22 protein-coding genes and 1 riboswitch are annotated in these 22,399 nt (G+C 73.5%); of the genes, 11 read left to right on the top strand and 11 right to left on the bottom strand.

Translation table 11 applies throughout. The annotated features are described in order from the left end of the window. Positions 1 to 91 precede the first annotated feature (91 nt). From QSK20_RS09245 to pdhA, 3 genes are read right to left on the bottom strand one after another with little or no spacing between them, the layout of a single operon-like run. Positions 92 to 1,471, bottom strand: coding sequence for a dihydrolipoamide acetyltransferase family protein (locus QSK20_RS09245; protein WP_285788165.1), 1,380 nt, complete (start codon positions 1,469 to 1,471; stop codon positions 92 to 94). Next, positions 1,468 to 2,490 carry an alpha-ketoacid dehydrogenase subunit beta gene (locus QSK20_RS09250; RefSeq protein WP_145832599.1) on the bottom strand — a complete coding sequence of 341 codons (1,023 nt, stop codon included), beginning with the start codon at positions 2,488 to 2,490 and terminating at the stop codon, positions 1,468 to 1,470. Before QSK20_RS09250 ends, QSK20_RS09245 begins: the two co-directional genes overlap by 4 nt. After that, positions 2,490 to 3,650 (bottom strand): pyruvate dehydrogenase (acetyl-transferring) E1 component subunit alpha, encoded by a 1,161-nt coding sequence (gene pdhA, locus QSK20_RS09255; RefSeq protein WP_285788166.1) that lies wholly within the window; start codon positions 3,648 to 3,650, stop codon positions 2,490 to 2,492. The genes QSK20_RS09250 and pdhA overlap by 1 nt, the downstream gene beginning before the upstream one ends. 176 nt (positions 3,651 to 3,826) lie before the next feature. Here pdhA and QSK20_RS09260 point away from each other — a divergent pair, with 176 nt between their 5' ends. Further along, the gene (locus tag QSK20_RS09260; RefSeq protein WP_285788404.1) at positions 3,827 to 4,261 is read left to right on the top strand and encodes an Lrp/AsnC family transcriptional regulator; all 435 of its coding nucleotides are present in this window, start codon (positions 3,827 to 3,829) and stop codon (positions 4,259 to 4,261) included. 32 nt (positions 4,262 to 4,293) lie between these two features. Beyond that, a complete protein-coding gene (locus tag QSK20_RS09265) occupies positions 4,294 to 4,581 on the top strand; it encodes a DUF1905 domain-containing protein (protein ID WP_285788167.1) in 288 nt (95 codons plus the stop codon). A gap of 90 nt (positions 4,582 to 4,671) precedes the next feature. On the opposite strand, the gene QSK20_RS09270 is transcribed toward QSK20_RS09265, so the two are convergent. After that, positions 4,672 to 4,902, bottom strand: coding sequence for a hypothetical protein (locus QSK20_RS09270; protein WP_285788168.1), 231 nt, complete (start codon positions 4,900 to 4,902; stop codon positions 4,672 to 4,674). Between the two features lie 162 nt (positions 4,903 to 5,064). Between QSK20_RS09270 and QSK20_RS09275 the strand changes: the two genes are divergently transcribed. The 4 genes from QSK20_RS09275 (at position 5,065) to QSK20_RS09290 (ending at position 8,892) form a co-directional block, all read left to right on the top strand. Further along, on the top strand, positions 5,065 to 5,796 hold the full coding sequence (locus QSK20_RS09275; protein WP_285788169.1) for a histidine phosphatase family protein: 732 nt from the start codon (positions 5,065 to 5,067) through the stop codon (positions 5,794 to 5,796). Then, positions 5,780 to 6,649, top strand: a complete 870-nt coding sequence (locus QSK20_RS09280) for an NAD(P)H-hydrate dehydratase (protein ID WP_285788170.1) — start codon at positions 5,780 to 5,782, stop codon at positions 6,647 to 6,649. Before QSK20_RS09275 ends, QSK20_RS09280 begins: the two co-directional genes overlap by 17 nt. A gap of 145 nt (positions 6,650 to 6,794) precedes the next feature. Further along, positions 6,795 to 8,264 (top strand): S8 family peptidase, encoded by a 1,470-nt coding sequence (locus tag QSK20_RS09285; protein ID WP_285788171.1) that lies wholly within the window; start codon positions 6,795 to 6,797, stop codon positions 8,262 to 8,264. A gap of 127 nt (positions 8,265 to 8,391) precedes the next feature. Next, the gene (locus QSK20_RS09290) at positions 8,392 to 8,892 is read left to right on the top strand and encodes a hemerythrin domain-containing protein (protein WP_285788172.1); all 501 of its coding nucleotides are present in this window, start codon (positions 8,392 to 8,394) and stop codon (positions 8,890 to 8,892) included. 18 nt (positions 8,893 to 8,910) lie between these two features. Here QSK20_RS09290 and QSK20_RS09295 read toward each other — a convergent pair whose 3' ends face one another. After that, complete coding sequence (locus QSK20_RS09295; protein ID WP_285788173.1) at positions 8,911 to 9,786, bottom strand: metallophosphoesterase family protein; 876 nt, start codon at positions 9,784 to 9,786, stop codon at positions 8,911 to 8,913. A gap of 130 nt (positions 9,787 to 9,916) precedes the next feature. Then, a riboswitch (ZMP/ZTP riboswitch) is annotated at positions 9,917 to 10,006 on the top strand. Between the two features lie 17 nt (positions 10,007 to 10,023). On the opposite strand from QSK20_RS09295, the gene QSK20_RS09300 reads away from it, so the two are divergent. Next, a complete protein-coding gene (locus QSK20_RS09300; RefSeq protein ID WP_285788174.1) occupies positions 10,024 to 11,466 on the top strand; it encodes a glycine hydroxymethyltransferase in 1,443 nt (480 codons plus the stop codon). A gap of 49 nt (positions 11,467 to 11,515) precedes the next feature. On the opposite strand, the gene QSK20_RS09305 is transcribed toward QSK20_RS09300, so the two are convergent. From QSK20_RS09305 to QSK20_RS09330, 6 genes are all read right to left on the bottom strand, one after another. Continuing rightward, positions 11,516 to 11,770, bottom strand: a complete 255-nt coding sequence (locus QSK20_RS09305; protein ID WP_285788175.1) for a hypothetical protein — start codon at positions 11,768 to 11,770, stop codon at positions 11,516 to 11,518. 66 nt (positions 11,771 to 11,836) lie between these two features. After that, positions 11,837 to 13,150, bottom strand: coding sequence for an aminotransferase-like domain-containing protein (locus tag QSK20_RS09310; protein ID WP_285788176.1), 1,314 nt, complete (start codon positions 13,148 to 13,150; stop codon positions 11,837 to 11,839). Continuing rightward, entirely contained in the window at positions 13,147 to 14,292 is a 1,146-nt protein-coding gene (locus QSK20_RS09315; RefSeq protein WP_285788177.1) for an alpha-hydroxy acid oxidase, read from the bottom strand. The genes QSK20_RS09310 and QSK20_RS09315 overlap by 4 nt, the downstream gene beginning before the upstream one ends. Continuing rightward, complete coding sequence (gene lipP1 / locus QSK20_RS09320; protein WP_285788178.1) at positions 14,285 to 15,286, bottom strand: LipP1 family hormone-sensitive lipase; 1,002 nt, start codon at positions 15,284 to 15,286, stop codon at positions 14,285 to 14,287. The genes QSK20_RS09315 and lipP1 overlap by 8 nt, the downstream gene beginning before the upstream one ends. A gap of 9 nt (positions 15,287 to 15,295) precedes the next feature. Beyond that, complete coding sequence (locus QSK20_RS09325) at positions 15,296 to 16,513, bottom strand: cytochrome P450 (protein ID WP_285788179.1); 1,218 nt, start codon at positions 16,511 to 16,513, stop codon at positions 15,296 to 15,298. Positions 16,514 to 16,584: 71 nt separating this feature from the next. Then, positions 16,585 to 17,865, bottom strand: coding sequence for an SGNH/GDSL hydrolase family protein (locus QSK20_RS09330; RefSeq protein WP_285788180.1), 1,281 nt, complete (start codon positions 17,863 to 17,865; stop codon positions 16,585 to 16,587). Positions 17,866 to 18,213: 348 nt separating this feature from the next. Here QSK20_RS09330 and QSK20_RS09335 point away from each other — a divergent pair, with 348 nt between their 5' ends. From QSK20_RS09335 to QSK20_RS09350, 4 genes are all read left to right on the top strand, one after another. Beyond that, the gene (locus tag QSK20_RS09335) at positions 18,214 to 19,788 is read left to right on the top strand and encodes a class I adenylate-forming enzyme family protein (protein WP_285788181.1); all 1,575 of its coding nucleotides are present in this window, start codon (positions 18,214 to 18,216) and stop codon (positions 19,786 to 19,788) included. 43 nt (positions 19,789 to 19,831) lie between these two features. Next, positions 19,832 to 20,602, top strand: a complete 771-nt coding sequence (locus tag QSK20_RS09340; RefSeq protein ID WP_285788182.1) for a TIGR03089 family protein — start codon at positions 19,832 to 19,834, stop codon at positions 20,600 to 20,602. Positions 20,603 to 20,804: 202 nt separating this feature from the next. Next, a complete protein-coding gene (locus tag QSK20_RS09345; protein ID WP_285788183.1) occupies positions 20,805 to 21,506 on the top strand; it encodes an SGNH/GDSL hydrolase family protein in 702 nt (233 codons plus the stop codon). Further along, positions 21,503 to 22,378: a T6SS immunity protein Tdi1 domain-containing protein gene (locus QSK20_RS09350; RefSeq protein WP_285788184.1), complete on the top strand. Its 876-nt coding sequence runs from the start codon at positions 21,503 to 21,505 to the stop codon at positions 22,376 to 22,378. The genes QSK20_RS09345 and QSK20_RS09350 overlap by 4 nt, the downstream gene beginning before the upstream one ends. Positions 22,379 to 22,399 lie beyond the last annotated feature (21 nt).

The raw sequence follows: 22,399 nt of genomic DNA on the forward strand, positions 1-22,399 counted from the left end.
ACGGCCACGGCCGGGTGGGACGGCATCCGCCCGGCCGACCCGGGAGGTGAACCGGGCCGACCGGGCGGACGGGGTGAGCGGGGGGACGCGGTCAGACGTTGGCGATCAGCACGGCGGGCCGTTCGACGCAGTCGGCGACGTGCCGCAGGAAGCCGCCGGCAACGCCCCCGTCGCAGACCCGGTGGTCGAAGGTCAGGCTGAGCTGGGTGACCTTGCGGACCGCGAGCTGCCCGTCGACCACCCAGGGCTTGTCCACGATCCGGCCGATCCCGAGCAGCGCCGCCTCCGGGTGGTTGATGATCGGGGTGGAGCCGTCGACGCCGAACACCCCGTAGTTGTTCAGGGTGAAGGTGCCTCCGGTGAGCCGGGCCGGCGGAAGGGTACCGGCGCGGGCCGCGGCGGTGGTCTCGGTCAGCGCGGCGGCGAGTTCGGCGGTGGTGAGCCGCTGGGCGTCCCGCAGCACCGGGACGACGAGCCCCCGGTCGGTCTGCGCGGCGATCCCCAGGTGCACCCCGGCCGACTGGACGATGCGTTGTGCCTCGCCGTCCACGCGGGCGTTGAGCTGCGGGAACCGACGCAGCCCGGACAGGCAGATCCGGGCCATCAGGGCCAGGATGCTGACCGGCCGGTCCGGGTTGGCGGCGTTGATCGCCGTCCGGGTCTCCAGCAGCCCGGTGGCATCGACGTCGACCCAGATGGTGACCTCGGGGATCTCCCGCCGGCTGCGGGAGAGCTTGTCGGCGATGACCTTGCGGACCCCGGTCAGCGGGATGACCAGGTCCTCGGCGGTGGGAGCCGGGGACGGGTGGGACCCCGTCGCCGCAGCCGTCTGCGGGGTGGCCGCCGCAGCGAGCGCGGCCTCCACGTCGGCCCGCCGGACCACGCCTCCGGGACCGGTGCCGCGCAGGGTGGTGGCGTCGATGCCGTGGTCCCGGGCCAACCGCCGGACGATCGGCGAGATGACCGGAGAGCCGGTGCCCGTGCCGGTCCCGCCCAGGTCACTGCCACCGGCGCCGTTCGCGACCGCCGGGGCGGCGGCCGGTGCCGGGGCCACGGTCGGTCGGGTGGTCGACGGCTCCGGGGCCACCGTCGGTCGGGGGCGGCGACGCCGCCGACCGGGGCCGTGCCCGGTGCCGTACCCGATCAGCACGTTGCCCGACCCGGCGCGTTCCTCCTCCCGGTAGGTGGCGTGGCCGGCCGGTTCGGCCGGGCCCGCGTCCAGCGGCGCCACGGTGACCAGCGGCTGGCCGACCGGACGGACCTCCCCCGCCGCGCCGTGCAGGGCGACCACCCGACCGGCGTACGGGCAGGGCACATCCACGACCGCCTTGGCGGTCTCCACCTCGACCACGGTCTGGTCCACGGTCACCTCGTCGCCGACGGCGACCCGCCACTGCACGATCTCCGCCTCGGTGAGTCCCTCCCCCAGGTCGGGCAGGAGGAACACCCGGGTGCCGTCCACGGTGGTCACGCCGCGCTGCCTTCCAGGCGGGGCAGCCAGCGGCTGTCGGGCTGGTCGTCCCACTGCAACCGGGCGACGGTGTCGAGGATGCGGTCCACCGACGGCAGGTGGGTGTGCTCCAGCATCGGGGCCGGGTAGGGGATGTCCAGGCCGGTGACCCGCAGCACCGGGGCGTGCAGGGCGTGGAAGCAGCGTTCCTGCACCCGGGCGGCGATCTCCGCGCCGACCCCGGCGAAGCCCTGCGCCTCCTGGATCACCACGCACCGGCCGGTGCGGCGTACCGATGCGGTGACCGTCTCGTCGTCGAACGGGACGATGCTGCGGCAGTCGACCACCTCGAGGTCCCAGCCCTCGTCGCGGGCGGCCTCGGCGGCCTCCAGGGCGACCGGCAGCGCCGGCCCGTACGCGATCAGGGTGGCGTCGCGGCCCGCCCGCCGGACGACGGCCCGGCCGATCGGCGGGGCGGTCGCCGGCAGCGCCGCCTCGGCGCTGGAGAAGTAGAGCTTCTTCGGCTCCAGGAACACCACCGGGTCGGGGTCGTCGATCGCCGCGCGCAGCAGCGCGTACGCGTCGTCCACGGTGGCCGGGGTGACCACCTTCAGCCCGGGGGTGTGCGCGTAGTACGCCTCGCTGGAGTCACAGTGGTGCTCCACCCCGCCGATACCGCCCGCGTACGGCACCCGGATGACCATGGGGACGCTGAGCGCGCCCCGGGTGCGGTTGCGGATCTTCGCCACGTGCGAGGCGATCTGCTCGAACGCCGGGTACGCGAACGCGTCGAACTGCATCTCCACCACCGGTCGCAGCCCGGACATGGCCAGGCCGACGGCGAAGCCGACGATGCCGGCCTCGGCCAGCGGGGTGTCGAAGCAGCGCTTGTCGCCGAAGCGGGCCAGCAGCCCGTCGGTGATCCGGAAGACGCCGCCGAGCTGGCCGACGTCCTCGCCGAAGACGAGCACCCGGTCGTCGTCGGCCATCGCGTCGGCGAGCGCGGCGTTGAGCGCCTTCGCCATCGTGGTGGCGGCCATCAGTTCTCCCCCTCCCGGTCGGCGTCGGCGGCCAGCTCGGCCCGGACCTGCTCGCGCTGCTCCCGCAACTGGGGTGTGGGCTCGGCGTAGACGTGGTCGAAGAGGCTGAGCGGGTCGACGGCCGGCTTGTCGTGCATGCGCTCGCGGAGGTCGGCGGCGTACGCCTCGGCCTCGGCGGTGACCGCCGCGACCGCCTCGTCGTCGAGGACCCCCCGGGCGCGCAGGTACGCCTCCAGGCGCACGATCGGGTCCCGGTCGCGCCACACCTCGACCTCGGCGCCGTCGCGGTAGCGGGTGGCGTCGTCGGCGTTGGTGTGCGGCTCCATCCGGTAGGTGTGCGCCTCGACGAGGTAGGGGCCCTTGCCGGCGCGGGCGTGCGCGACCGCGCGGGTCAGCACGGCGAGCACGGCGACCGGGTCGTTGCCGTCGACCTGCTCGGCGGGGACGCCGTACCCGACGCCCTTGTAGGCCAGGGACGGCGCGGCGGTCTGCCGGGACAGCGGGACGCTGATCGCGTACTTGTTGTTCTGGACGAAGAAGACCACCGGGGCCTTGAAGACGGCGGCGAAGTTGACCCCCTCGTGGAAGTCGCCCTCGCTGGTCGCGCCGTCGCCGATGAAGGCCAGCGCGACGGTGTCCCGCCCCTGGTACGCCTCGCCGTAGGCGAGACCGGCGGCGTGCACGCACTGGGTGGCCAGCGGGGTGCACTGCGGCGCGGTGCGCCGGGCGGCCGGGTCGTAGCCGCAGTGCCAGTCGCCCCGCAGCAGGGTGAGCACCTCGACCGGGTCGATACCCCGGGAGACCAGCGCCGTCGACTCGCGGTAGGTCGGGAAGACCCAGTCGTCCTCGCGCAGGGCGAGCACCGCGCCGACCTGGCAGGCCTCCTGCCCCCGCGAGGAGGGGTAGACGGCGAGCTTGCCCTGCTTGGTCAGGGCGGTGGACTGGGCGTCGAAGCGGCGGCCGACGACCATGCGCCGGTGCATCTCGCGCAACTGGTCGAGGTCGGGTTCGGTGAGGGTGCTCGGCAGCGGCGTGCCGCTGGGGTCGAGCATGCGGACCGGCTCCGCGCTGGGCAGCAGCTCGCGCGCCGGGTCGGGCGGGGTGGCCGCGCGACGGGAGGGCGACGGTGCCCGGCGGACCGCCCGAGATGTGGTCGTCACGGCGGAACCTCCTGGACGTGTGGTGGCCCTATGCTCGACGGTGCGGATGGTTGACTCAAGATCAACGCAAAAGCCGGGACGTTTGGCCGTCAGGAGGTGGAGCATTGAGCCAGAATGACCAACCGGACGTCGAGTTGCCCGCCGGGGCGGGACGAACGGCCCACCCGCTCGACGAGGTGGACCGGCAGATCGTCGCTGAACTGGTCGGCGACGGCCGGATGTCGATCCGGACGCTCGCCGAGCGGGTGCACGTGTCGCGCACCAACGCCTACGCCCGGGTCGAGCGGTTGCTGCGGGACGGGGTGATCACCGGATTCGCCGCCCAGGTCGCCCCGGAGCAGGCCGGGCTGGGCACCTCCGCGTACGTCGCGTTGACGATCGAGCAGAACACCTGGCGGGAGGTGTCGGCGCAGCTGGCCCGGGTGCGTCACATCGTGCACGCGGCGCTGCTCGGGGGTGACCACGACGTGCTGGCGCTGGTCCGCGCCCCGGACAACGCGGCGCTGCGGGACGTGGTGCTGGGGCAGGTGCAGAGCATCCCGGGGGTGAAGTCCACCCGCACCTGGCTGGTCTTCGAGGAGTTCGACGGCACCCACAGCCCGTGGGCCTGAGCCGTGTCGCACCCGGTCCCTATCCTGGCCGGATGGAGCTGGAGTTCAGCGGCGAGGTGCGGTACTGGCGGGGCCCGGCGCCGTACCACTTCGTCGGAGTGCCGGCGCCGGAGAGCGCCGCGCTGAAGGCCGCCTCGGCGGCGGTGACCTACGGCTGGGGCATGATCCCGGTGGCCGCGCGGGTCGGCGCCACCCGGTGGACGACCTCGCTGTTCCCGAAGGACGGCCGCTACCTCGTGCCGCTGCGGGACGCGGTGCGCCGCGCGGAGGGGATCGCGCCGGGCGAGGTGGTCACCGTTCACCTCACCGTCGGCGGCTGACCGCCGGCGCGACCACGGCACGTATCCGGAGCCCGCCCGACGCGCGCGGCGGCGCGGGCCGGGGATCGCCCGACCCGCGCCGGCCCGGCGTTACCCCTTTTCCTGCTGCAACCGCTGCATGAGCATCTGTTTGCCCTGTTCGCCCGCCTTGCGGTTGTTCTCCTGGATCTTGCGGAACCAGGAGGCGAGTTCCTTGTCGCCCCGCTCCTCGGCGTCGGCGATGTAGTTCTCCATCCGCCAGATGTGTTCGAGCGAGATCTGGAGCGCGTGGATCAGGTCGTAGTTCTTGTCCTTGACCGGGCTCATCGGTTCTTTGACCATGGTCGCCACGTGGCACCTCCCCTGGTTCGCCGCTGTCGGTCGGCCCGCGCTTACCCGCCGGTCCGCCGTTCACGCGTGCGGCCCGCCCGCCCTGAACCGCCCTGCGCCGGCCACGGACACCGCCCGGTTACCGGAACCGGGCCGCCGGGTACGGATGGGCGCATGGCGGAGCTGGAACGGCTGTGGATCATCAGGCACGGGGAGAGCACCGGGAACGTCGCGGCGAGCCGGGCCGAGGCGTCCGGAGCCGACCTGGTCGACGTCGCCGAACGGGACGCGGACGTGCCGCTGTCGGCCACCGGGCGGGAACAGGCCGAGGCCACCGGACGCTGGCTGGCCGCCCGACCCGACGGCGAGCGCCCCGACCTCGTGGTGGTCTCGCCGTACCGGCGGGCCGCGCAGACCGCCGAGCTGGCCCTGGCCGGACTCGACGTGCCGGTGCACCGGGACGAGCGGCTGCGCGACCGGGAGCTGGGCGTGCTCGACCTGCTCACCTCGCACGGGGTGGCCAGCCGGTTCCCCGAGGAGGCGGAGCGCCGGGCCCGGCTGGGCAAGTTCTACTACCGTCCGCCCGGCGGCGAGTCCTGGGCCGACGTGGCGCTACGGCTACGCGCCCTCCTCGGCGACCTGCGCCGCGACCACGCCGACCGACGGGTGGCCCTCTTCGGCCACGAGGCGCTGGTCTTCCTGCTCCGCTACCTGCTGGAACCGATCGCCGAGCCGGAGCTGGTCGAGCTGACCCGGCGGCACCGGCTGGGCAACTGCTCGGTCACCGGATGGCGGCGCGGCCCGGACGGACGCCTCGGGCTGACCGTCTTCAACGACGTCACGCACCTGCGGGAGCAGGGCACCGAACCGACCCGGGAGGAGGGCGTCGATGCCGAACCCGTCTGAGCCGAAGGTGATCACACCGGCGCTGCTGCGGAACTGGGCACTGCCCGTGCCGACCGGCGGCAAGGAGGCCCGGGGCACGGTCCTGGTGGTCGGTGGCTCCCGGGTGACCCCCGGGGCGGTCCTGCTGGCCGGGGTCGCGGCCCTGCGGGCCGGAGCCGGGGTGCTGCAACTGGCCGCCGCCGAGTCCACCGCGACGGCACTGAGCATCCAGGTGCCGGAGGCGCTGGTGGTGGGGTTGCCGGAGACCGGCGACGGCGCGGTCGCCGGAGGCCGCGCCGAGCGGCTGGACGAGCTGGTCGCCGAGGCCGACGTGGTCGCCGTCGGGCCCGGCCTGCAGGACATCGACGAGACCCGGGCCGTGCTGCACCGGGTGCTCGACGCGGCGGGACCCCGGACGGCCCTCGTGCTCGATGCGTACGCCCTGGGCGCGCTCAGCCACGAACCGGACCTGCTCACCGGGACGGGCCGGACCGCGGTGCTCACCCCGAACCTCACCGAGGCCCGTCACCTGCTGGGGCGCGACCCCGGCGACGACCTCGACGCCGAGGCTGCCGAGCTGGCCGGACGCTACCGGGCGGTGGTGTCGCTGTACGGGCACGTGGCCAGCCCGGACGGCCGGCGGTGGCGGGAGGAGAGCGGCGACGCCGGTCTGGGCACCTCCGGCAGCGGCGACGTCCGGGCGGGGCTGCTGGCCGGGCTGCTCTCCCGGGGCGCCGGCCCCGAGCAGGCCGCCTGCTGGGCGGCGTTCGCCCACGCGGTCAGCGGACAGCGGCTGGTTCCCCGCTACGGTCGGATCGGCTTCCTGGCCCGGGAACTGCTCGACGAGATACCCCAGGTGCTGGCCACCGTCTGACAGGTCGCGCCTGACCGAACGGATGTGTGTAACGCCACATCCGCTCCCTACGCTGGTCAACCGAGGGCGGGCACCCCGCCCGCCCCCGCCGGACGCGTCCGGAAACGGATCCGCGACCGGCGGGAACAGCCCCCTGGGAGTGTGTGTGAAGTTCATCCGTCGCAAGACACTTGCCGCGGCCTCGACCGTGGCGCTCGGTGTCGGCCTCGCCGTCACCGGTGGGCTGGCTCCGGCGGCGGCCGCGGCCGGTCCCGAGACGACGTTCCTGGTGCTCGCACCGCAGGGCGCGTCGACGGACCGGGCGGTGGCCCGCGCGAAGGCCGCGCAGGGCACCGTGGTCGCCACGTACGACCAGATCGGCGTGCTGGTGGTCCGCTCGACCAACCCCGACTTCGCCCGGCAGGTCGCCGGCGCCGGGGTCGACTCGGTCGCCTCCACCGCCGGACTGGGCACCGCGCTGGACGAGGGCGAGACGGTGGAGCTGACCGGTCTCACCTCGACCAGCGCCGACCCGACCGGCGAGCCGCTCTTCGGCCAGCAGTGGGACATGCCGATGATCAACGTGCCGCAGGCGCACGCGGTCACCACCGGCAGCCCGAACGTGGTGGTCGGGGTGCTGGACAGCGGCATCTCCAGCAGCCACCCGGACCTGGCCAGCCAGATCGCCAAGGACAAGAGCGCAAGCTGCATCGGCGGCGTCCCGGACACCACCGAGGCGTCCTGGAACCCGACCACCTCCGACCACGGCACGCACGTGGCCGGGACCATCGCCGCCGCGATCAACGGGGTGGGCGTCACCGGCGTCGCCCCGGGCGTCAAGGTGGCGGCCGTCAAGGTCGTCAACGACGACGGCTACATCTTCCCCGAGGCGGCGGTCTGCGGGTTCCTCTGGGCCGCCGAGCACGGCATGCAGCTGACCAACAACAGCTACTACATCGACCCGTGGCAGCTGAACTGCCGCAACGACGCCCGCCAGCGTCCGGTGTGGCAGGCCGTGCAGCGGGCCCTCCGGTACTCGCAGGGCAAGGGCGTGCTGCACGTGGCGTCCGCCGGCAACTCCAACTACGACCTGGCGCACAAGAACGTCGACACGGGCAGCCCGAACAACGGCACGCCCGAGGTGCGTGAGGTCAACAGCGCCTGCCTCGTCCTGCCGGGCGAGGCGCCGGGCGTGGTGACCGTCTCGGCGGTCGGCCCGACCGGGGCGAAGAGCTACTACTCCTCGTACGGGCAGGGTGTGGTCGACGTGACCGCGCCCGGCGGCGACAGCCGGTTCCGCACCGAGGGGGCCCGGTCCACCAGCACCGACGCGATCCTGTCCACCACGTTCAACGTGGTGACCCGGACCAACGGCTGGGGTTACAAGCAGGGCACCTCGATGTCCGCCCCGCACGCGACCGGTGTGGCCGCCCTGGCCGCCTCGGCCCGCCCGGGGATGAACCCGGGTCAGCTCGCGGCGTTCCTGGAGCGCACCGCCGAGCCGGTGTCCTGCCCGGCCGGGGTGTACAACCCGGTGCCGCTGCTGGGTGACGCCTACGACGCAACCTGCTCCGGCGGGGCCCGCAACGGGTTCTACGGCGCGGGCATGGTCGACGCCCACGCGGTCGTCCGGTAACGACGGCACGGCAGCACGGTGAGGGGTCCGGCGCGTGCCGGGCCCCTCACCCGTCCGGGTGAGGTCTGTTTGCCCGGCCCGACCGGGGGTAGCAGGGCGATCACCAGCCAATCCGAGGAGGTCAACGGTGTCCACCGACGCGATCGTGCTGCTCAAAGAGGACCACAAGGAGATGCGCCGACTGTTCCGGGAGTTCCAGGACGCCCAGGACGGGCCGCCGAAGCGGCGGCAGGAGCTGGTCAACCAGATCCTGGAGGCGCTGACCGTGCACACCTACCTCGAGAACGAGGTGATGTACCCGGAGGTCCGTCGGCTCCTCCCCGACATCGAGGACGACATCCTCGAGTCGTACGAGGAACACCACGTCGCCGACGTGCTCTGCGCCGAGCTGGCCACCATGGACGCCGACGACGAACGCTTCGTCGCCAAGACCACGGTGCTGATCGAGAACGTGACGCACCACGTCGAGGAGGAGGAGCAGGAGTGGTTCCCCAAGGTGCGCGAGGCGCTCGGCCGCAAGCAGTTGCAGGAGATCGGTGAGCGGATGCTCGCGCTGCGCCCGGACGCGCCGCGCACCCCGACCGCGCCGAAGGCGCTGAAGAAGGCGCTCGACGCGGTGACGGCCTGAGCCCGACCCCCGGCCCGGCTACCGGAGCGGCTGGATCGCCGGCCACTCCGGCAGCTCACCGGGCGGCGTCGGCAGGATCCGGCGCAGCCGTGGTGGGTTCGGCCGGCGCTTCCACTCGCGCGGGTAGCCCACCGAGACCTCCTCGAACCGCACCCCGTCGTGCACGCTGGTGCGCGGAATGTGCAGGTGACCGTAGACGACCACGGCGGCCCGGTAACGCAGGTGCCAGTCGGCGGTGGCGGTCGTGCCGCACCACTGGGCGAAGATCGGGTACCGCAGGATCCGGGTCGGCTCCCGCACCAGCGGATAGTGGTTGACCAGCACGGTCGGCATCTCGTCGAGCGCGTCGAGGCGGGCCCGGGTCTGCGCCAGCCGCGCCGCGCACCACGCCTGCCGGCTCGGATGCGGGTCGGGGTGGAGCAGGTACTCGTCGGTGCAGACGATCCCGGTACGGTGCGCCTCGGCCAGCGCCTCCTCCCGGTCCATGCCGTCGGGGAGGAAGGTGTAGTCGTACCCGAGGAACAGCGGCACGATCCGCACCGGCCCGTCCGGGCCGCGCCAGATCTCGTACGGGTCCTCCGGGGTGACCACGTCGAGCCGGCGGCACAGGTCGACCACGTGCCGGTAGCGCTCCTCGCCCCGCAACGTCACCGGATCGGTGGCCGGGGTCCAGAGCTCGTGGTTCCCGGGCACCCAGACCACCTTGGCGAACCGCTCGCGCAGCTGGCCGAGCGTCCGTTCGATGTGCGACACCGTCTCGCCGACGTCCCCGGCGACCAGGAGCCAGTCCTCCGGCGACTCCGGCCGCAGCTCGTCGACGATCCGGCGGTTGTCCGCGTATCCGACGTGCAGATCACTGATCGCGACCAGGCTGCCGCCGCCCTCCCCCACCATGACGACGATCTTACGGACACCTCCGCCGGGCCAGCGCCCCCGCGCACGGCCACGGCGGCTGCGCGCTCGCGCCCCGCTCCAGCCCCGGCGGAGGCTCACCGGAGGCCGGCCACCCGACCCGGTAGGATCGCCGGTGGGCCGTGACTGGCGCGTGGGGATGGAGCACCATCGGGAAGCGGCCCCGTCATGAGGACGCACGCCGAGCGCCTGGGCCTTCCGCACCGTACTGGAGGTCGCATGCCGTCGTCGCCGAACGCCGAGTCCACCGCTTTCCGCAGCGCCCTTGAGGCGATCCGCGCCGTCGAGCCCCGGGTCGCCGACGCCATCGGAGCCGAGCTGGCCGACCAGCGGGAGTCGCTGAAGCTCATCGCCAGCGAGAACTACGCCTCCCCGGCCACCCTCCTGGCGATGGGCAACTGGTTCAGCGACAAGTACGCCGAGGGCACCGTGGGCCGCCGGTTCTACGCCGGCTGCCAGAACGTCGACACCGTCGAGGCGCTCGCCGCCGAGCACGCCCGGGAGCTGTTCGGGGCCGCGCACGCGTACGTGCAGCCGCACTCCGGCATCGACGCCAACCTGGTCGCCTTCTGGGCGGTCCTGGCCGACCGGGTCGAGGCCCCGGCGCTGAAGCGGGCGCAGGCCCGGCACGTCAACGACCTGACCGAGGCCGACTGGTTCGCGCTCCGCCGCGAGCTGGGCAACCAGCGGATGCTCGGCATGTCGCTGGACGCCGGCGGTCACCTCACCCACGGGTTCCGACCGAACATCTCCGGCAAGATGTTCGACCAGCGCAGCTACGGCACCGACCCGACCACCGGGCTGGTCGACTACGACAAGGTCGCCGAGGCGGCCCGGGAGTTCAAGCCGCTGATCCTGGTCGGCGGTTACTCCGCGTACCCCCGGAAGGTCAACTTCCGGATCCTGCGGGAGATCGCCGACGAGGTGGGCGCCACCTTCATGGTGGACATGGCGCACTTCGCCGGGCTGGTCGCCGGCAAGGTCTTCACCGGCGACTTCGACCCGGTGCCGCACGCGCACATCGTCACCACCACCACCCACAAGTCGCTGCGCGGACCGCGTGGCGGCATGGTGCTCTGCGGCCCGGAGCTGGCCGACCAGGTGGACCGGGGCTGCCCGATGGTGCTCGGTGGCCCGCTGCCGCACGTGATGGCCGCCAAGGCGGTCGCCCTGGCCGAGGCCCGCCGCCCCGACTTCGCCGACTACGCGCAGCGCATCGTCGCCAACGCCCACGCCCTCGCCGAGGGGTTGCTGCGACGCGGGGCCACCCTGGTCACCGGGGGCACCGACAACCACCTGGTGCTCATCGACGTGACCGGCTACGGGCTGACCGGCCGGCAGGCCGAGCAGGCCCTGCTGGACTCCGGCATCGTGACCAACCGCAACGCCGTCCCGCAGGACCCGAACGGGGCGTGGTACACGTCCGGCATCCGGATCGGCACCCCGGCGCTGACCACGCGGGGCCTCGGCACCGACCAGATGGACGAGACCGCCGAGCTGATCCACACCGTGCTCAGCCAGACCCGCCCGGGGGCGAACGCCGACGGCACGCCGTCGAAGGCGAAGTACGTCCTCGACCCGACGGTCTCCGAGCGGATCGCCAAGCAGGCCAGCGACCTGGTCGCCGGTTTCCCGCTCTACCCCACCGTCGACCTGGGCTGACGACCGGCCGGTCGGGGTGACGCCGGAGCACGGCGTCACCCCGACCGGGTCAGATCGTCATCGGCCGCTTGAGGTGGTAGCGGTGCACCTCGGTGCTGCCCTGGACGTTGTTGACGTCCTCGGCCGCGGAGACCAGTTCCCACCCCTCCCGGCCGACCCGGTTGAGGTGGGCGATGGCGGTGTCGCCGTAGGGGGTGACGTCCCGGCGTGAACCGTCCGGGCCGTACCAGGTGAACGTGACCTCGAAACTGCGCCCCTGCCCTTGGTAGCGGCGGACCAGTAGTGCGTACTCCCAGGCGACCATCGTTCCATTATCGCCGTCCACAGCGGAGCGTGTCGCGGCGAGGCGGAGCGTGTCGCGGCGCACGCGTCAGGTGACCGCGCGCCGGTCGAGGACGTCGGCGAGCAGCGCCGCCAGCCGGTCCAGTCCGAGGTCGATCTGCTCGGCGGTGACCGCGCTGACCGACAGCCGCAGGGCCCCGACCGGGACGGTGTCGTCGTAGAAGTGGGCCATCGGCGTCCAGAGCACGCCGTACTCCTGCGCCGACCGGGCCAGCAGCGCGTCGTCGACCGGGAACGGAACGGTCACCACCGCGAAGAAGCCGCCGGCCGGGACGTTCCACCGCACCGGGGACGGCGGCGGGAACCGCCGGGCCAGTCCGGCGACGAGGTGCCGCAGGTTGCCGGCGTAGACCGCCCGTTCCCGCTCGTTGGCCCGGGCCAGGCTGCACCCGTGCGCCAGCAGCCGGCCGCCGACCACGGCCTGGGCGATCGGCGAGGTGTTCACGGTGACCATGCTCTTGATCTTGGCGAGCTGGTCGGCGAGCAGCCCGACGCTCCCGTCCGCGCCCCGGACCCGCTGGTCGGCCAGGACGTAACCGACCCGCGCGCCGGGCAGCACGGTCTTGGCGAACGAGCCGAGGTAGACCACCCGGCCCCGCTCGTCGAGCGCCTTCAGGGTGGGCAGCCGGGCCGTGCCGTCGGCCGGGAAGAGGCCGTACGGGTTGTCCTCGATCAGCAGCAGGTCCTCCGCCTCGGCCAGGTCGAGCAGCCGGCGACGGTCGGCGAGGCTGATGCGCGCCCCGGACGGGTTGGCGAAGTCCGGCATCACGTAGCAGGCCCGGGGACGTTCCCCGGCGGCGCGGGCCTCGTCCAAGCGGCTCCGCAGGTCGGCCAGGTCGATGCCGTCCGGCCCGCCCCGGACCGGCCGGACCGGAAAGTCCAGCAGCCGGGCCGCCCCGGTGAGCCCGACGTAGGTGGGCGAGACCGCGAGCAGGACGTCCCGGGCGTCGGCGCGCAACGCGCGCAGCACCAGGAACATCGCCTCCTGACAACCGACGGTCACCACCACCGCCTCCGGGTCGACGGTGACGCCCTCGTCCACGGCCAGGTTGCGGGCGATCAGCTCGTGCAGGACGCCCTTGGTGCGACCGTACTGGAACAGGGTGCGCCGGACACCCGCCTCGTCCTGGCCGAGCTCGTCGGTCAGGTACCGGCGGAACCGGTCCAGGTGGCGGGGCAGGTCGTCGGCGTCGAAGAACTCCTCGTACGGCCGGCCGGCGGCCAGGCTGACCGCGTCCGGATACCGCTGGGCCACCTCGTTGAGGAAGTTCATCGAGTTCAGCGCGGGATCGTCCACCGCCGGATGCAGCGCGGCGACGTCGATCTCCACCGGCGCGTTCATCGGTGCCCCCCGGTCAGCGCGCGCAGCTCACGGGCCTCGGCCGGATCGGCGCAGCCGGCCAGGACCAGCGCGTCGCGCAACTCCTCGGCCAGCAACGACAGGGCACGTTCCGCGCCGGAGCGTCCGCCCACCGCCAGCGCCCAGAGCATCGGCCGGCCGACCAGCACGCCGCTCGCGCCGAGCGCCAGGGCGCGCAGCACGTCGGTCCCGCCGCGCACCCCGCTGTCCAGCAGCACCTCACCGCGCCCGTCGACGGCCGCGAGGACCTCGGGCAGCATGGTGACGGCGGCCGGCGCCCCGTCGAACTGCCGGCCACCGTGGTTGGAGACCACCACCGCGTCCGCGCCGACCGAGGTGGCGAGGGCGGCGTCACGGGGGTCGAGGATGCCCTTCACCAGCAACGGCAGCCGGGTCTCCAACCGCAGCCACTCCAGGTCCGACCAGGTCAGGGCGGGAGCGAACACCGCGTCGGTGTGCGCCGCCACCGCCGACACCCCGGGCGTGCCCTGGTGGGCGAGGTCGTTCCGACCGCCGGGCAGGTTCGCGGCCACCACCTCGGCCGGCAGGCGGAACGCGTTACGCAGGTCCCGCAGCCGGCGGCCGAGCACCGGCACGTCGACGGTCACCATCAGCGCCGAGCAGCCGGCCTCCTCGGCCCGGGCCAGCAGGTCGACGACCAGAGCCCGGTCCCGCAGCCAGTACAGCTGGAACCAGACGTCCGCGCCGGTCGCGGCGACCTCCTCGATCGGGCAGCTGCCCAGGGTGCTGGCCACGTAGGGCACGCCGGCCCCCCGGGCCGCCGCGGCCAGGGCCAGCTCCCCGTCCGGGTGCACCAGCTTCTGGTACGCCATCGGCGCCACCGCCACCGGCAGCGCCGCCGGCCGACCGGCGAGCACGGCGTCCAGTCGGGGGGCACCGGAGCCACGCAGCACCCGGGGCAGCACGGCGACCCGGTCCAGGGCCGCCCGGTTGGCGGCGAGGGTGGTCTCCGCGCCGCTGCCACCCGAGACGAAGTCCCACACGTCGGCGGGCAGCACCGCACGGGCCGCCGCCGCGAAGTCGGCCAGGCACACCGGCGGCGCCCCGGTGGTGGTCCCGGGTCCGACCGGCGCGTCGGCGGGGGTCACGACGGGCTCAGCCATCGGCCCGCCTCGCGCCCACCGGTCCCCGGTCCGGGCCGACCGACTCCGCTCCGGCCGCCGGGGCGTGCAGGCGGGCCCGCAGCCAGCCGGCCGCCCGGTCGAGGGCGTGCCGGCCCCCGTCGAGGACACCGGACATCGCGAAGAACCCGTGGATCATGCCGCTGTAGCGGGCCAGCTCGGTCGGCACGCCCGCCTCGCGGAGCCGTTCGGCGTACCGCTCCCCCTCGTCGCGCAGCGGGTCGTACTCGGCGGTGATCACCAGTGCCGGGGGCAGGCCGCCGAGGTCCTCGGCGAGCAACGGCGAGGCGAGCGGGTTCCGCCCGTCCGCCGGGTCGGCCAGGTAGTGCCCCCAGTACCAGTCGACCGAGGTCCGGTTGAACAGGTACGGGTCCTCCGACTCGCGCATCGAGTCGGTCTCGCCCCGGTGCAGGGTGTTCGGGTAGACCAGCAGCTGCCCGGCGAGCGCCGGCACGCCGTCGCGGCGGGCGAGCAGGGTGACCGCCGCGGCGAGGTTCCCGCCGGCGCTGTCCCCGCCGACGGCCAGCCGGGCCGGATCGACGCGCAGTTCGTCGGCGTGCGCGGCGATCCAGGCGGTGGCGGCGTGGCAGTCCAGCACCGCCGCCGGGAACCTGTTCTCCGGGGCGAGCCGGTAGCCGACGGTGATCACCTGGCAGGGCACGGCGTTGGCCAGTCGACGGCAGATGCCGTCGGCGGTGTCGATGCTGCCGAGGGTCCAGCCGCCGCCGAAGAAGTAGACCAGGGTGGGCAGCGGCCCGTCGCCGGCCGGGCGGTAGATCCGGATCGGCAGGTCCCCGCCCGGGCCGGGGACGGTCCGGTCGCGTACCTCGTGCACCGGCTCGGCGTCGCCGCCACCGGCCCGGATCGCGGCCAGGTCGGCGGCGCGGGCCTCGGCGAGGGTCTGGGTGTAGAGCTGGGGCGTACCGGCCGCCGCCCGGCGGGCGCGGTACGCCAGGACCTGCGGGTCCAGTGGCATGTCGGTCTCCTAACCGCCGGTGGTGACGAGCAGCTTGTCGATGCCGCGCAGGAAGAGGCTGCCGCTGTAGGTCGGCTCCTCGGTGACGGCCATCCGGGGGAACCGGGCGAGCAGCCGGGGCAGCGCGAGCCGCCCCTCCAGCCGGGACACGGCGGCACCGAGACAGAAGTGCAGGCCGAGGCCGAAGGCGAGCGACGCCGGTCCGGCCCGGCGCGGGTCGAAGCGGTCCGGGTCGGGGAACCGCGCCGGGTCCCGGTTCGCCCCGGCGAGCAGCAACAGGACGTTCTCGTCCCGGGCGACCGGGACGCCGTCCAGGTCGAGGGCGCGCGGCGCGGCGCGGGCCAGGAAGTGCACCGGGTTCTGCATCCGCAGGATCTCGTCGACGCAGCCGGCCGCCAGGGTGTCGTCACCGGGCAGCGCGGCGACCGTGTCGGGATGGTCCAGCAGGATCGGCAGCCCGTTGCTGAGCAGGTAGACCGTGGTCACGAAGCTGGCGTTGAACAGGACGACCAGGTTGCTGATCAGCTCGTCCTCGGTGAGCCCGACGTCGCCGGCGTCGACCGCCTCGACCAGTCCGCTGATCAGGTCGTCGGCCGGGGTGGCCCGCCGGTGGGCGATCAGGTCACGGTAGAACTCGCGCAGCTCGGCGGCGGCGGTGTTCGCGGCGGCCAGCCGTTCCGGGGTCTTCCCGGCCACGTCGAGGAACGCGTCGATCGACTCCACCCGGTCCCGGTACCAGGACAGGTCCCGCGCCGGAATGCCGATGAACTCCGCCATCACCAGGGCGGGCACCGGATGGGCGAAGTCGCCGACGAAGTCCACCACCGTGCCGCCCGCGCCGGCCTCGGCCATCCGGTCCAGAAGCGTGTCGACGACCCGCACCACCACCGGTTCCAGCGCGCCGAGGCGACGCGGGGTGAACGCCTTCGCGAAGACCTGCCGCATCCGGGTGTGGTCCGGCGGGTTGACGAACATCATCGAGGTCTGGAGCGTCCGCAGCACCTCGTGGTCCCGCCAGTTCGGTGGCGGCTGCTTGACGAACTCCGGGTCGCGCAGGATGCGGGCGACGGCGTCGTAGCCGACCGCGACGGCGGTCACCGTGCGGTGTTCGCCCCGGTCCGGCACGGCGGCCACCGGCCCCAACTCGTGCAGGGCGGCGTAGTACGGGTACGGGTCCTGGCGGCCCTGTTCGCTGTAGAGGCCGGTCAGGATTGTGTGGACGTCCACGTGTGGTGCTTCCTCCCCAGGAATGACGGCAGGAAGCGGCGGGGGATCGCCCCGCCGCTTCCGACGCGCTGTTACAGGTCGAGCAGCCGCAGGTTGACGGCGTCGGCCATGGCCTTGTTGCCCAGGTCGTTCGGGTGGATGTGGTCCCCCGAGTCGTACGCGGGCAGCAGCCGGCTCGGCTGTGCCGGGTCGCGGAGCACCTTGTCGAAGTCGAGCACCCCGTCGAACTCGGTGCTACCGCGCAGGTACGCGTTGACCGCCTGCCGGGTCGCCTCCTTCTCCGGCGTCCAGACGCCCTCGGCGCCGTGCCCCTCGTACGGGGTCAGCGTCGCGACCAGGCTGGTCAGCCCGCGCTGCTTCACCTGCTGGTTGATCTGCCGCAGGCTGGCGATGATGCTCTCGGCGGAGTCACCCGACATCCAGATGTCGTTGATGCCCAGGTGGGTGACGACGGTCCGCACGCCGGTCTGGGCGAAGACGTCCTCGTTGAGTCGGGCCACCGCGTTCGGGCCCAGCTCGTGGTAGCCGGGGAAGCCACCCGCGCCGGGCTCGGTGCCCTCGTGGTTGAGCCGGTTGCCGGCAAGACTGGCGTTGAGCACGCCCGGCGTGCGGACCTCGGAGCGGGTGTCGATCAGCCGGTCGGCGAGGAAGTCCGGCCAGCGCTTGTTGGCGTTGACCGTGGCCTTGTTGCCGTCGCCGATCGAGTCGCCGAGGACCACCACCGCGCCCGGGCTCTTGCGCCGCTCAACGTCCACGCCGGAGAGGAAGAACCAGCAGCAGTCCGGGCGGATGGTGAAACCCGCGCCGCCGGCCGCGCCGGTCAGGTCGGTGGCCCCGATGTACGTGGTCTGCCGCGACTGGCCGTGGAAGGTGACCGGCCCGGTCGAGGTCGGGAAGTGCAGGGTCACCACCAGGTCCTGCTGCTCGCCGACGGGCAGATCGACCGGGTCGCTGAGCAGTTCGCCGCCACGGTTCATGGTCGCGGTGGCCGAACCGCCGAAGGTCAGCTCGCGCAGCGTGGTGGTGTCGATGTCGGACAGGTCGTCCGGGGTGCTGGTGTTCGGCTTGGCGACGGTGGCCCGGCCGAGCTTGACTGCCTGCTCACCGAAGATGTTGCTGAGCCGGATGCGCAGCCGGTCACCACCGACGGTGGTGTGCACGACCATCCGGACACTCTGGTTGTTCAGCCCGGTGTTGGTCAGCCCGACCGAGTTGCCCCGGGTGACCGCGGCGGCCCAGGTGCCCGCCCACACGTCGCGCGATCGGTCGTTGCGGTTGACCTCAGCCGACGGGCCGGCGCTGGCCACGACGGCGGGTGTGCCCGTGACCAGCAGCGCCGTGGCGGCAGCCACGACGTGCCATCTTTTCGGGGTCGACATTGAACCTCCATTATCGGCAGCCCGGGGCCGTCCGCTGGTCGGCGGCGCCCGGACGATGGTCCAGAAACCTAACGGCGCTGCTGACAGGGGTCAATCAACCGGAACGACATGATCAAATACTGCCCGGACGGCGCCCTCCGACGATCGGCTCTGGTCCGTGCCGACACCGTCCACCTAGGCTCGACGAGCGGCGGTGCGGGTGGTCGGCGGTGTCGGCCGGGGTCCCGCCACCGGCCGACACCCTTCCCCGGACGCGTCCACATCAGGTTCCGTGTGGACCTCGCGTCCGGCGATCAACCCCACACGGATGGGAGCTGCCGCATGGCCGACGGGTCCACGCACCGGACGAGCTACGTACACGACGCCCTGGCCCTCTTCGCCGGGTTCGGCGACCGGGAGGCGCTGGTCGCCGACGGACGACGGCTCTCCTACCGGGACGTCGCCGACGCGGTCCGCTCCCTCGCCGGCAACCTGCACCGGCACGGGGTGCGGCCGGGCGCGGCCGTGCTGGTGATGGCCGGCAACGTGGCCGAGGCGCCGCTGCTCCAGCTCGCGCTGCACCTGCTCGGCTGCCGGTCGATGTGGATCGCCCCGGTCACCTCCCGCCGGGAGGTCGAGGAGTTCGCCCGGCGTTCCCGACCGGACGTCTTCGTCCACGACGCCCGCGACGGGGAGCGGGCCGCGGAGGTCGCCGCCGTGCTGCCCGGCGTACCGGTGCTCTGCCTGGGCACCGGGGCCGGGCCCGACCTGACCGCGCCCGCCGACCCGGCCGACGTCGCCGCGCTGCCCACGTCGGCGCCGGAGCCGGAGTCGTTCCTCCAGACCAGCGGCAGCACCGGCCTGCCGAAGCTGGTGCACCACCGGGAGAGCTTCTACCGGCAGGTCCTCGCCATCGCCGGAGCGATCCGGGACAGCGGCGCGCCGCTGCTGCGGCACCTGTCGCACTCCCCCATGTGGATCGCCAGCGGGCAGGTCACCACGCTGGTGAACCTCTTCACCGGCGGGGTGCTCTTCCCCGCCGAGGGATGGGATCCGGCCCGGTTCATCGCCACCGTGCACGCCGAAAAGATCAACTCGACCTTCCTCACCCCGCCCATGCTCTACGAGGTGCTCGACCACCCGGCACTGGCGGACGCGGACTTCTCCGCCATGTTCATGTTCAACGTGGGCGGCGGTCCGGCCGCCCCCGCGCGGCTGCGCCAGGCCATCGCCCGGTTCGGCCCGGTGATGCGCATCGTGTACGGGCTCAGCGAGGCCGTGATCGTCACGGCGCTGCCGCAGTTGACCGAGGACCCGGCGCACCCGGACCGGCTGCGCTCCTGCGGCCGGCCGTACGGGGACGTCGCCGTGGAGATCCGCGACAGCGACGGACAGGTGCGTCCCTGCGGCGACCGGGGCGAGGTGTGGGTACGCACGAAGCTCAGCTTCGTCGGGTACTTCGGCCAGCCGGAGCTGACCGCCGACACGCTGGTCGACGGCTGGGTACGCACCCGCGACATCGGGTACCTCGACGCCGACGGGTACCTCTACCTCGTCGACCGGTGGTCCGACCGGATCCTCACCCAACGGCGGGCCTGGCCGATCTACAGCCGCCCGATCGAGGACGTGCTCGCCGGGCATCCGCAGGTCGCCGCCGCGGCGGTGGTCGGGGTGCCGGCCGGCGACGGTGCCGAGGCCCCGCACGCGTACGTGGTGCGGACCCCGGGAGCGACCGTCACCGGGACCGACCTGGTCGACCTGGTCACCCGGGAGCTCTCCGACCTGTGGGCGCCGCAGGGGGTGGAGTTCGTCGACCGGCTGCCGGTGAACCGGTCCAACAAGGTGGACAAGCGTGCCCTGCGCGACCGGCACGCCGCCGGTCGAGGCGTGTCCGGCACCGGAGACCACCGTCGGTGACGGGTAGGGTGGTGGGCCCGCGCCGCCTGCTCCGGAGGGTCCGATGACCACGTCCACCGCCGACCTGCCCGACCTGTTGGTCGCCGGGGCGGTCACCGGAGCGGACGCTCCACTGCTCACCTTCTACGACGACGCGACCGGCGAGCGGACGGCGCTGAGCGCCGCACAGCTCGGCGGATGGGCCGCCCGCACGACGGGGCTGCTGCGCGACGGCTGCGGGCTGGGCCCGGGGAGCCGGGCCGCCGTCCTGCTTCCCCCGCACTGGCAGACCGCCGCCGTGCTGCTCGGCGCCTGGGCGGCGGGGGTGTCGGTGTCCTTCCGGGGCTGGGCCACCGCCGGACTGCCCCGGTTCGGACCGGGCGCGGACGAACCGCTGGACGCCAGCTTCGTCGCCCGGCACCGGGTCGACAACTGGTTGGACAACCCGCCCGAGGCCACCCACCGTTTCGTCCTCGGCCTCGGGCCGGTCGGCGTGCCACCGGCCGAGCCGCCCGCCGGCTACCGCGACTTCCTCACCGAGGTGGGCCGGTACCCGGACAGCCTCCCGCCGTACGCGGCGGTCCGCCGGTCGGACGCGGCCAGCGTCGACGGCACCAGCTACCGGCAGTGGGGGGAGGTGGCCCGGGGCGTCGCCGAGGCGTGCGGCCTTCGTCGGGGCGACCGCATCCTGGTCGACGCGGCCACGCACGAGGAGCCGGTGACGTGGCTGCTGGCCCCGCTCGCGGTCGGCGCGTCGGTGGTCGTCTGCGCCGACCTCGACCCCGACCGGGTCGACGAGCGTATCGCCGCCGAGCAGATCACCCGCGTGCTCTAGCCGACGCCCCGAACGTCACCCACGGTGGCGACGCTCTCGCGTCACGGAACGTGTCGCTCGCAGCCGGACCGACCGCTGCTCCCGGGCAGCGGTGGACGGTCCGGCGCGGCCGGGAAGGTCTCCGGCGCCAGCGGCGACAGTGGACCGAGGTCGGCCGTCCGGACGCTGGTCCGCACGGCCGGGGTCCACTACGGTGCCGAGCATGCCGTCGACGCTGACCGAGTCCACCGATCCGTACTGCCTGCGCGACGGGGAGAGCGTCGCCCTGCTCACCGGTCACCCGTGGCGACGCTTCGTGGTGCTCGGCGACAGCGTGGCCGAGGGACTCTGCGAGCCCGTGGAGGGCTACAGCACCCTCCAGTGGGCCGACCGGATCGCCGCCGAACTGCGGGCGGTCCGCCCCGAACTGGTCTACCTGAACCTCGGGCGGCGCGGGCTGCGGGCCCACGAGGTGCGTGCCGAGCAACTGGGTCCGGCGGTGGACTTCCGGCCGGACCTGGCGCTGGTGGTCTGCGGCGGCAACGACGCGTTCCGCCCCGCGTACGACCCGGAGGCGGTCGACGCCGAGCTGGACGTCGTGGTGACCGCGTTGCAGCGGGTCGGCGCGGACGTGATCACGGTCGGCATGTTCGACGTGTCGCACAGCCCGGCCGTGCCGGACAAGGTCCGCGCCGGACTGGGTGAGCGGATGCGCCGCCTCTCGGCGCACACCGCCCGGCTCGCCGACCGGCTCGGCACGCTGCACGTGGCGCTGACCGACCATCCGCTCACCGCCGACCCGTCGATCTACAGCAGCGACGGCCGGCACGGCAGCGCCCGCAGCGACGCCATCGCCACCGCCGAGACCCTGCGCCGTCTGGCGGCGTACCTGAACGCCCCCGCGTCGGACGGACGGACCGCGTGACGGGGCACTTCCGCAACGGCCACCGCGTGGTCGGCAGCATCTCCCCCGACGTCGTCGAGCGGTACGGGACGATCGTGCCGTTCGCGATGGAGCGGGCCTGGCGCGACGAGGGCGCCCTGATGACGGCGGACGGCTTCGTCCGGCTCATCGACCCGGCACTGCTGCTGCCGGTGATGGACCTGGTCCTGCCCTCACACCCCGGCGCGTTGCCGGTCTTCGCCACCGCCTGGGGCGACCTGGTCGTGCAGCACCGGGGCCGCTTCCTGCTCGTACGGTACGCGCACGGCTTCCACCGCGAGTACGTCGACGTCGTCTCGGATCTCGTCTTCGACCATCTGGAGCATCCGTACTCCAGAGCGCTTCCCCGCCTGTGCTACGCCGACGCGGTGGCCCGGCTGGGTGTGCCGGACATCGACGAGTGCTTCGGGTTCACGCTCCCGCTGGCGATGGGCGGCAGCGAGGACGCGACCAACGTGAGCCGCCGGAAACTCAGGGAGCACCTCGTGTTCCTGGTACAGGCCGCCGGGCCGCCGTACGCCCTGCCGAAGCCGGCCCCGCTGTCCGATCCCCCGATGAACCAGTCGGTCCTGACCGAACGCGAACAGCAACTCGCCGAGCGGGGCAAGCAGCAGCTGGCCATGATCCAGCCGAGCGACCGGTACGGCGTGGCGCCCTATCCGCAGGACCGGGCCGTCTACGTGTGGCAACTCCGCAAGGGTGGCGTCCAGATGTTCGTCGGCCACGACGGGACACTGCTCCTCGGCGCCGCGGAGTTCGCCGACGAATCCATCCTCGACCTGTGGCGGTCCGGCCGGCGCTCGTCGGCCGCTGACCTGGAGGCGGAGGCCGCCCGTCGCCGCCCCCGGTCGTAGCGCCGGCTCGTGGGGCACGAC

Source organism: Micromonospora sp. NBRC 101691 (genome assembly GCF_030269285.1).
In the GTDB taxonomy this organism is placed as follows: Bacteria; Actinomycetota; Actinomycetes; order Mycobacteriales; family Micromonosporaceae; genus Micromonospora; species Micromonospora echinospora.

What these genes read in the sequence shown, in the direction of transcription:
- QSK20_RS09250 (WP_145832599.1), bottom strand. Translation starts at nt 2,490, where the DNA reads ATGGCCGCCACCACGATGGCGAAGGCGCTCAACGCCGCGCTCGCCGAC.
- QSK20_RS09265 (WP_285788167.1), top strand. Translation starts at nt 4,294, where the DNA reads ATGGAGCTGGAGTTCAGCGGCGAGGTGCGGTACTGGCGGGGCCCGGCG.
- QSK20_RS09270 (WP_285788168.1), bottom strand. Translation starts at nt 4,902, where the DNA reads ATGGTCAAAGAACCGATGAGCCCGGTCAAGGACAAGAACTACGACCTG.
- QSK20_RS09275 (WP_285788169.1), top strand. Translation starts at nt 5,065, where the DNA reads ATGGCGGAGCTGGAACGGCTGTGGATCATCAGGCACGGGGAGAGCACC.
- QSK20_RS09280 (WP_285788170.1), top strand. Translation starts at nt 5,780, where the DNA reads ATGCCGAACCCGTCTGAGCCGAAGGTGATCACACCGGCGCTGCTGCGG.
- QSK20_RS09295 (WP_285788173.1), bottom strand. Translation starts at nt 9,786, where the DNA reads ATGGTGGGGGAGGGCGGCGGCAGCCTGGTCGCGATCAGTGATCTGCAC.
- QSK20_RS09300 (WP_285788174.1), top strand. Translation starts at nt 10,024, where the DNA reads ATGCCGTCGTCGCCGAACGCCGAGTCCACCGCTTTCCGCAGCGCCCTT.
- QSK20_RS09305 (WP_285788175.1), bottom strand. Translation starts at nt 11,770, where the DNA reads ATGGTCGCCTGGGAGTACGCACTACTGGTCCGCCGCTACCAAGGGCAG.
- QSK20_RS09310 (WP_285788176.1), bottom strand. Translation starts at nt 13,150, where the DNA reads ATGAACGCGCCGGTGGAGATCGACGTCGCCGCGCTGCATCCGGCGGTG.
- QSK20_RS09315 (WP_285788177.1), bottom strand. Translation starts at nt 14,292, where the DNA reads ATGGCTGAGCCCGTCGTGACCCCCGCCGACGCGCCGGTCGGACCCGGG.
- lipP1 (WP_285788178.1), bottom strand. Translation starts at nt 15,286, where the DNA reads ATGCCACTGGACCCGCAGGTCCTGGCGTACCGCGCCCGCCGGGCGGCG.
- QSK20_RS09335 (WP_285788181.1), top strand. Translation starts at nt 18,214, where the DNA reads ATGGCCGACGGGTCCACGCACCGGACGAGCTACGTACACGACGCCCTG.
- QSK20_RS09340 (WP_285788182.1), top strand. Translation starts at nt 19,832, where the DNA reads ATGACCACGTCCACCGCCGACCTGCCCGACCTGTTGGTCGCCGGGGCG.
- QSK20_RS09345 (WP_285788183.1), top strand. Translation starts at nt 20,805, where the DNA reads ATGCCGTCGACGCTGACCGAGTCCACCGATCCGTACTGCCTGCGCGAC.